At 70.4% G+C, this 7,246-nt stretch carries 5 protein-coding genes; 2 read left to right on the top strand and 3 right to left on the bottom strand.

Going from position 1 to position 7,246, the window contains the following annotated elements; all coding sequences use genetic code 11:
- Window positions 1–94 precede the first annotated feature (94 nt).
- Window positions 95–1,120, top strand: a complete 1,026-nt coding sequence (locus MJQ72_RS09940) for a metallophosphoesterase (protein WP_240598813.1) — start codon at window positions 95–97, stop codon at window positions 1,118–1,120.
- Window positions 1,121–1,352: 232 nt separating this feature from the next.
- Here the strand turns inward: MJQ72_RS09940 and MJQ72_RS09935 are convergent, their stop codons facing one another.
- The 3 genes from MJQ72_RS09935 to MJQ72_RS09925 all read right to left on the bottom strand — a co-directional run bounded on the left by MJQ72_RS09935 (window position 1,353) and on the right by MJQ72_RS09925 (window position 5,991).
- Window positions 1,353–2,438 carry an iron-siderophore ABC transporter substrate-binding protein gene (locus tag MJQ72_RS09935; protein ID WP_240598811.1) on the bottom strand — a complete coding sequence of 362 codons (1,086 nt, stop codon included), beginning with the start codon at window positions 2,436–2,438 and terminating at the stop codon, window positions 1,353–1,355.
- Window positions 2,439–2,551: 113 nt separating this feature from the next.
- Complete coding sequence (locus MJQ72_RS09930; RefSeq protein WP_240598810.1) at window positions 2,552–4,309, bottom strand: ABC transporter ATP-binding protein; 1,758 nt, start codon at window positions 4,307–4,309, stop codon at window positions 2,552–2,554.
- A complete protein-coding gene (locus MJQ72_RS09925; RefSeq protein WP_240598809.1) occupies window positions 4,306–5,991 on the bottom strand; it encodes an ABC transporter ATP-binding protein in 1,686 nt (561 codons plus the stop codon). Before MJQ72_RS09925 ends, MJQ72_RS09930 begins: the two co-directional genes overlap by 4 nt.
- A 197-nt stretch (window positions 5,992–6,188) precedes the next feature.
- Between MJQ72_RS09925 and MJQ72_RS09920 the strand changes: the two genes are divergently transcribed.
- A complete protein-coding gene (locus MJQ72_RS09920) occupies window positions 6,189–7,232 on the top strand; it encodes an iron ABC transporter permease (protein WP_240598808.1) in 1,044 nt (347 codons plus the stop codon).
- The last annotated feature ends 14 nt before the right edge of the window (window positions 7,233–7,246 follow it).

The following is a 7,246-nucleotide window of genomic DNA, read 5'->3' as shown; positions in this document are numbered from 1 at the left end:
CCGTGAAGGCGTCCCCTCAAGGAGGCCTTCACGGACTTGCGTTGTTCAGAAGCGCGACCGAATTCGTCCATAAAACGTGACTAGCGTTCGGGTTATGGATCGAAGAGCGTTCATGGTGGCCGCCGGCGGTGCGGCGGCGGGGGCGGCGATGCTGCCGGGACAGGCCGAGGCACAGGAGAAGCGGGGGCCGCACGGGCCGGTCGTCCGCTTCAACATCTTGAGTGACATCCAGGGTGATCTCACCGACTTCGGCAAGGCGCTCGACGACCTGCACGCGATCAACCCGCGCAGTGCGGGGCTCGGTATCGCGGGTGATCTCACCCCGCGCGGCTACGACTTCGAGTACGCCCAGCTCCGCTCGACGTTCGACAAGCACCCGCATCCGCGCGAGGTCGCGTGGGCCATCGGCAATCACGAGTTCTACGTCCCGAAATGGCGGGATCCCGACACGCTCGCGCAGGAGACCTGGCCCAACGGGACGACCGAGGACTCGCTGTTCCGCAGCTTCTACCGGTTCGCGGGCCGCAACACCGTCTACAGCGAGACGTCGTTCGGCGGGGTTCCGGTGCTCTGCCTCGGGACCGAGCGGTACGCGAAGTACCACGACCCCAAGCTGTGGGACGAGGTCTGGATGAGCGACCGCCAGTTCACCTGGCTGGAGCAGCGGCTCCGGTACTGGTCGAACCGGCGCAGCCCGGTGATGGTGCTGACCCATCATCCGCTGCCCAACACGGTTTCCGGTACGCACAACAAGCTCTACCGGTCCGACTACCTCCAGCCGGACAGGCTGCTTTCGATCCTCGGGCGGCACCGGGACGTGTTCCTGTTCTCCGGGCACACGCACTGGGACCTCAACCTGTCGGACTGGGTGGTCCGCCGGGTGGTCCCGGGCACCGCCAACCTCGAAGGGTTCACCGTGGTCAACACCGCGGCCGTCCAGACCGGATGGACGGACGACGGCAAGGGCGGGGAAGTGTCCCTCGGCGGCGCGTTCAACCAGGGGCTGCAGGTCGAGGTGTCGCCCGGCTCGGTGGTGATCAAGGCCCGCGACTTCACCACGAAGACCTGGCTCAAGCAGATCACCGTGCCCCTGCACAACTCCTGGCCTCGTGAGTGGTGAAAGACGGTTAGAACCAAGGAAGTCGCGTGACTGGAGGGACGGCACGCCGCCTCATGATGATCGCTGTCGCCGACGATGGAGGAACTAGGACACTCAACGTCCCAATTCCTCCATCGTCGAGTTCAGGGATGCGAAGTGAGGTCGAGCGGGGAGGATTCCGGACATTCAACGTCCGAAATCCTCCCCGCTCGCTGTCGGCCACCAGACCTTCACGCGCAAATCGCCAAAAGGCTCAGCTCGCCGGCTTGACCTCGGTCTTCGGGTCACCGTCGACCGCCGCGGCCAGCTGCGGGACGATCCGGTCGATCACGTACGGCAGGCTCAGCACGGTCACGAAGGAGACCGCGCTGCCGTAGTTGCCTTCGTTCTCGATGAAGACCTCGCGCTTCTCCTTCGCCACCTTGAGGCCGGTGTAGAGCGCGTCCTTGCCGAGGATCTCCTGCGCCTTGGCCGGGGTGTCGATGAGCCAGACGAGCGCGTCGCGGTCGAGCAGGTCGGTGCGTTCCGCGCTGAGGCTCTTGCCGAACTTGTCACCGATGACGGCGTCGAGGTCGGCGGGCAGCTTGAAGCCGAGCGATTCGAGGATGTGCGAGCGGCCGTCCTGGCTGCCGTAGACGAAGTAGCCCTCGTAGGTCGACGCCATCAGCGCCGACTTGCCCGCGAACTCCGGGTGGTCCTTGCGGGCCTGGGCGAACTTGTCCTCGACGGCCTTGACCAGTTCGTTCGCCTTGGTGGCGCGCCCGACGGCCTGGCCGACCTTCTTGGTCGCTTCGTTCCACGGGATGCCGTAGTCGTTGTACTCCTTGGGCTGCGCGACGACCGGGACGCCGATCTGGCTCAGCTTGTCGTACTGCTCCTTGGTGAGCCCGGAGTACAGGGCGATGATCAGATCCGGCTTGAGCGCGGCGATCTTCTCGTACTGCGGCCCGTCCACGTCCTTGAGGACCTCGGGCAGCGCGGCGCCGCCGAGCTTGTCGGTCGCCCACGGGCCGATCGTGCCGGGGAACTTGCCGAGCCACTCGGTGACCCCCACCGGCACCACGCCGAGGGCGAGCAGCGCGTCCTGCTCGGTCAGGCCGACCGTGACGACGCGCTTGGGCTCCTGCGTGATGGTGGTGCTGCCGTACTTGTGCTCGATGGTGGTCGGGAACGCGTTGGCGTCGACCGCGGAGCCGGCGGAGTTCTGCGCGGCCGGAGTGGCCGACTCGCCGCCTCCTCCGCACGCGGTGAGCGAGGCGGCCAGCACCAGGGTGGACGCCAGCAGTCCGGCGGTCTTCAGGCGTCCTCGCACGGCGGAGAGGGTGGGGATTCGGGCCATCATCCGTCCTTCGTGATCGGCTGTCCGGCGTAATGCCGGATTAATCGAGAATCAGGTTTGGCTAACCTAAGACGCCGACGCGCCGATTGCAACCGGTGACGCTGCGTCCCGGGTCACGTCTGTGAACGGTTGTCGGACCAGGCCGCCCAAAGCGTTGCGTACTGACCACCTGAGGCCACGAGTTCGTCGTGCGTCCCGCTTTCGACGATCACGCCCGCGTCGAGCACGACGACGCGGTCCGAAGCCGCCGCCTGCGTCAGCCGGTGCGCGACCACGAGGCCGGTCCGCCCTTCCAAGGCGGCGGCCGCGGCGGCTTCGAGGGTCTTCGCGCCCGCGCTCCCGGCTTCCGCGGTGGCCTCGTCGAGGATCGCGATCGGCGGATCGGCGAGCACCAGCCTGGCCAGCGCCAGCTGCTGCGCCTGGGTGACGGTCAGCTGATGCCCGCCCTCCCCGACGACGGTCGAGAGCCCGTCGCTCAGCGCCTCCGCCCAGCCGCGGGCGCCGACCTTTTCCAGTGCTGCCACCAGATCCGTGTCGGACGCGTCCGGACGGGCCAGCCGGAGGTCGTCCGCCAGCGAGCCGGCGAAGACGTGCACCTCCTGGCTGATCAGCGCGACCGCCCGCCGCGTGGCGGACGGCCCGAGTTCGTCGAGCGGGACCCCGCCGACGGAGATCGTGCCCGAAGCCGGGGTGTGGATCCCGGCGATCAGCTTGGCCAGCGTCGTCTTCCCGGCCCCGCTCGCCCCGACCAGGGCGACCCGTTCGCCGGGGGAGAGGTCGAGGTCGACGTCCCGCAGCACCGGGTGTCCGTCCACATAGGAATGGGAGATCCCGGCCGCCTTCACCGACGCGTCGACGGGCCTCGCCGGCCGCGCGGGTTCGCGCGGTGCGGGCAGGTCGGCGACACCGATCAGCCGGGCGAGGCTCGCGGCGGCCGCTTGCGCGTCGTCCACCAGCGCCAGCGCGGTGTTGATCGGGCCGAACAGGCTGTGGAAGTACAACGCCGCCGCCGTCGCCGCGCCGACGGTCACCGCGTCGGCGCCCACCAGCAGGAAACCGGCCGCGAGCACGGCCGAGAGACCGATGAACTCGGCGAGGTTGAGCCGGGCGAAGAACTTCGTCATCAGCCGGACACCGCGCAGCATCAGGTCCATCGCGCCCTCGGACCGCTGCCGGACGCGCTCCACGTGGGCGTCGGCGAGCCGGAACGCGCGGACGGTCTTCGCGCCGCCGATCGTGTCGAGCAGCTGCTGTTGCTGCGAACCCGTCGCGATCCGCTGCTTCGCGTACAACGGCACGGCGTTGCGGACGTACCAGCGCACGGTGTGCAGCTGGATCGGCGCCGCCAGCAGCGCGGCGAGCAGGAATCGCCAGTCGAGGAGGGCGAGCGCGCCGAGGGTCAGCACGATGGTGAGCACCGAGCGGCCCAGTTCGGGCAGGGCCTCGCGGACCGCCCTCGCGACCACCGTGACGTCGTTGGTGACGCGGGCGGTCAGGTCGCCGGAGCCCGCGCGTTCGATCTGCTCCAGCGGGAGTCCCAGCGCGCGGTCGACGAACCGTTCGCGCAGTTCCGCCAGCAGTGTTTCGCCGAGCTTCGCGGTGAGCGAGACACCCACCGCCGTCGCGATCGCCTGTGCGACGGCGACCAGGACCAGGGCCACCACCGGCGTCGCCAGTTCGGTCGCGGGCCGCTTCTCGATGACCAGGTCGACGATGTGGCCGAGCAGGCGGGCGGTGAGCAGCCCGATCGCGGTGGCGCCGACGAGCATCGTGAGCGCGCCCGCGGCACGGGCCTTCGAAGTGCGGAGCAGTTCGCCGAGGACCGCCCGGATCCGCTTGCCGTCGGCGGTCGGGAGGAGTTCGCGGCTCATGACAGCACCGCCGCGCGGTAGTCGGCGCGATCGCGGACGAGTTCGGCGTGGCCGCCCTCGCCGGTGATCCGGCCGCCGTCGAGGACGACGACGCGGTCCGCCACGGCGAGCAGTGCGGGGCTCGTGGTCACCAGGATCGTGGTCCGTCCTCGTCGTAGCCGGGCGAGCCCGGTGGCGATCTTCGCCTCGGTCACCGTGTCGACCGCCGTCGTCGGGTCGTGGACGACGAGCACCGGCGCGTCCGCGGCGAGCGCGCGGGCGAGCGCGACCCGTTGCCGCTGGCCGCCGGAGAGGGAACGGCCGCGTTCGGTGACCGCGGTCGCGGTGCCGTCCGGCAGTGCCGCGGCGACCTCGTCCGCCGCCGACGCGGCCAGTGCCTCGTCGGGCGAGCGGTCCCCGGCGCCGACGTTCTCCGCGAGCGTCCCTTCGAACAGGTCCGCGTCGTGCGCCGCGACCAGGACGACTTCCCGTACCCGTTCGGGGTCCACAGTGGACAGATCCACCCCGTCGACGCGGACCGCGCCCTCGGCGGGATCGCCCGCCCGGCCGAGGCAGTCGAGCAGATCGGTCGCGGCGGCCGGATCCGCGGCGACGACACCGATCAGCTGCCCGGCCGGGATGTCGAGGTCGACACCGCGAAGGCAGCCGTACGAGACCTCGGAGAGCCGGACGTTCCCGGTGGCGGGCGACGGAAGCTCGCCGTCGCCCGGTTCCACCGCGGACGGCGTGGTCAGCAGATCGGCGACCCGGGACGCGGACGCGCGGCCCTGCGCCAGTTCGCCGTTGACCCACGAGAAGATCAGGAACGGGGTGAGCAGGAACTGGGCGAGCCCGACGGCCGCGACGAGGTCGCCGACGCTGATCGACCCCGACGACGCGAGATGCCCGCCGACGAGGGCGACGATCGCGATGAAGATGCCGGTCAGGGCCAGCACGGCACCGTCGTGCCAGGCCTTGGCCCGCGCTGCGCGCAACGTCGCCTTGAGCGAGTCCTGGCTCGTGTCGCGGTAGCGGGCGACGGCGGCCGGTTCGGCGCCGATGCCCTTGAGCACCCGCAACCCGGAGACCAGATCCGTGGCGACCCCCGACGCGTGCGCGGACCGCTCCTGTTCCGCTTCGCTGCGGCGCTCGAGCGGTTTGCCGATGAGATGCGCGAGGTACAGCAGCGGTGGCGTCCCCAGCAGCACGAGGAGACCCAGCGGAAGCGAGATGCGCAGGAGGGCGACCGCGCTGACCAGGACGCCGGCCAGCGCCGCGATCCCGAACGGCAGCACCGCGTTCACCACCCCGACGCGTTGCGCGTCGCTGGTGCCGATGTTGACCAGCTCGCCCGCCAGCTTGCCGTTTTCGGCGCCGCCGCCGGGATGCAGGACCCGGCGGCTGATCGCGATGCGGAGGTCGTGCGCGGCCCGCAGCGACGCGCCCTCGGCCGCGCGCGCGGCGAACCGGTAGCTGTAGGACAGCCCGGCGAAGACCGCGGCGAGCACGGCGAGCCAGAGCACGAGCGTGCCGACGGAACCGCCGTCGACCGCCTGGTCGATCACCACGCCGATGATCACCGGGACGAGTGCTTCACCGCCCTGGTGCCCGGCGGCGAGCACGGACGCGAGCGTGACCTGCCGTCGCTGCCCGGAAATCGCCTGGCGCAGGACGCTTCGGCTGGTGGTGGCCGTTGCGGTCACCGGCGCCTCCGATCCTCTTGTCGGTTGGGTGAACCCGCGTTCGCGATCGCGTTGACAGGGCGTTCACGCGTCGGTCCGTTGTCCGTGCGACCTCGGCTCCGCCCCTGGGTTCAGGTAGGTAAGGCTAGTCTAAGTAGGTAGCTCGTTGAGGTGAACTCCGGCGTTCGGTTAGCCTCGCCTCACTTGAAGGAGGTCCTGTGGTCGTCACCGAACGCCCGCCCGAAGCGGCGTCCCCGCCCAGCGCGGCGGCACGGACGTTCCGCGCCGGCGGTCTGCTGGTGGGGCTCGCCCTGCTGGCGCTGGTGTTCCTGCTGAGCATCTGGGTGGGGTCGAAGAACATCCCGTTCACCTCCACCTGGTCGGTGCTGTGGCACAACGACGGCTCGACCGACGCGGTGATCATCCACGACCTCCGCATCCCGCGGACCCTGCTGGGACTGGTCGTCGGGGCGGCGCTCGGGCTCGCGGGCGCGGTGATGCAGGCGCTCACCCGGAACCCGCTCGCCGACCCCGGCCTGCTCGGCGTCAACACCGGCGCCGCGGCCGCGGTGGTGTCGGGCATCGCGTTCGTCGGTGTCACCAGCGTGCTCGGCTACATCTGGTTCGCCTTCGCCGGCGCCGCGATCGCCTCGGTCGTGGTGTACGTCCTCGGCTCGGCGGGCCGCAGCGCCACGCCGGACCGGCTCGTGCTCGCCGGTTCGGCCGTGATGGCGGTGCTGCAGGCGTACATCGTCGGTGTGCTGCTGCTGATGCCGGAGACGTTCAACCAGTTCCGGTTCTGGAACGTCGGTTCGCTCAGCGGCCGCAAATGGGACGTGTTCCTCCAGATCTCGCCGTTCGTCGTACTCGGCGTGATCATCGCGCTGCTGCTCGCCCGCCCACTCAACGTCCTCGCGCTCGGCGACCAGACCGGCAAGGCGCTCGGCGCCCACGTGGGCCGCACCCGGGTGCTGGGCGCGATCGTGGTGATGCTGCTCTGCGGCGCGGGCACCGCGGCGATCGGACCGGTCCTGTTCCTCGGGCTCGCCGTGCCGCACGCCGCGCGGATGCTGGTCGGCCCGGATCAGCGCTGGGTGCTGCCGTACTCGATGCTCCTCGCGCCGATCGCGCTGATCGGCGCCGACGTCGTCGGCCGCGTGCTGAACCCGCCGGAGGAACTTCAGGCGGGGATCGTCGTCGCGTTCCTCGGGGCGCCGGTGTTCATCGCGCTCTGCCGCCGCAGGAAGTTGGCCCGCCTGTGACATCAGGCAAGGGG

This window comes from Amycolatopsis sp. EV170708-02-1, assembly GCF_022479115.1.
In the GTDB taxonomy this organism is placed as follows: domain Bacteria; phylum Actinomycetota; class Actinomycetes; order Mycobacteriales; family Pseudonocardiaceae; genus Amycolatopsis.
This window is presented reverse-complemented; position numbering and strand designations above follow the sequence as displayed.

Excerpts from the sequence above, each read along its gene's own strand:
- MJQ72_RS09930 (WP_240598810.1), bottom strand. The coding sequence starts at position 4,309 with ATGAGCCGCGAACTCCTCCCGACCGCCGACGGCAAGCGGATCCGGGCG.
- MJQ72_RS09940 (WP_240598813.1), top strand. The coding sequence starts at position 95 with ATGGATCGAAGAGCGTTCATGGTGGCCGCCGGCGGTGCGGCGGCGGGG.
- MJQ72_RS09935 (WP_240598811.1), bottom strand. The coding sequence starts at position 2,438 with ATGGCCCGAATCCCCACCCTCTCCGCCGTGCGAGGACGCCTGAAGACC.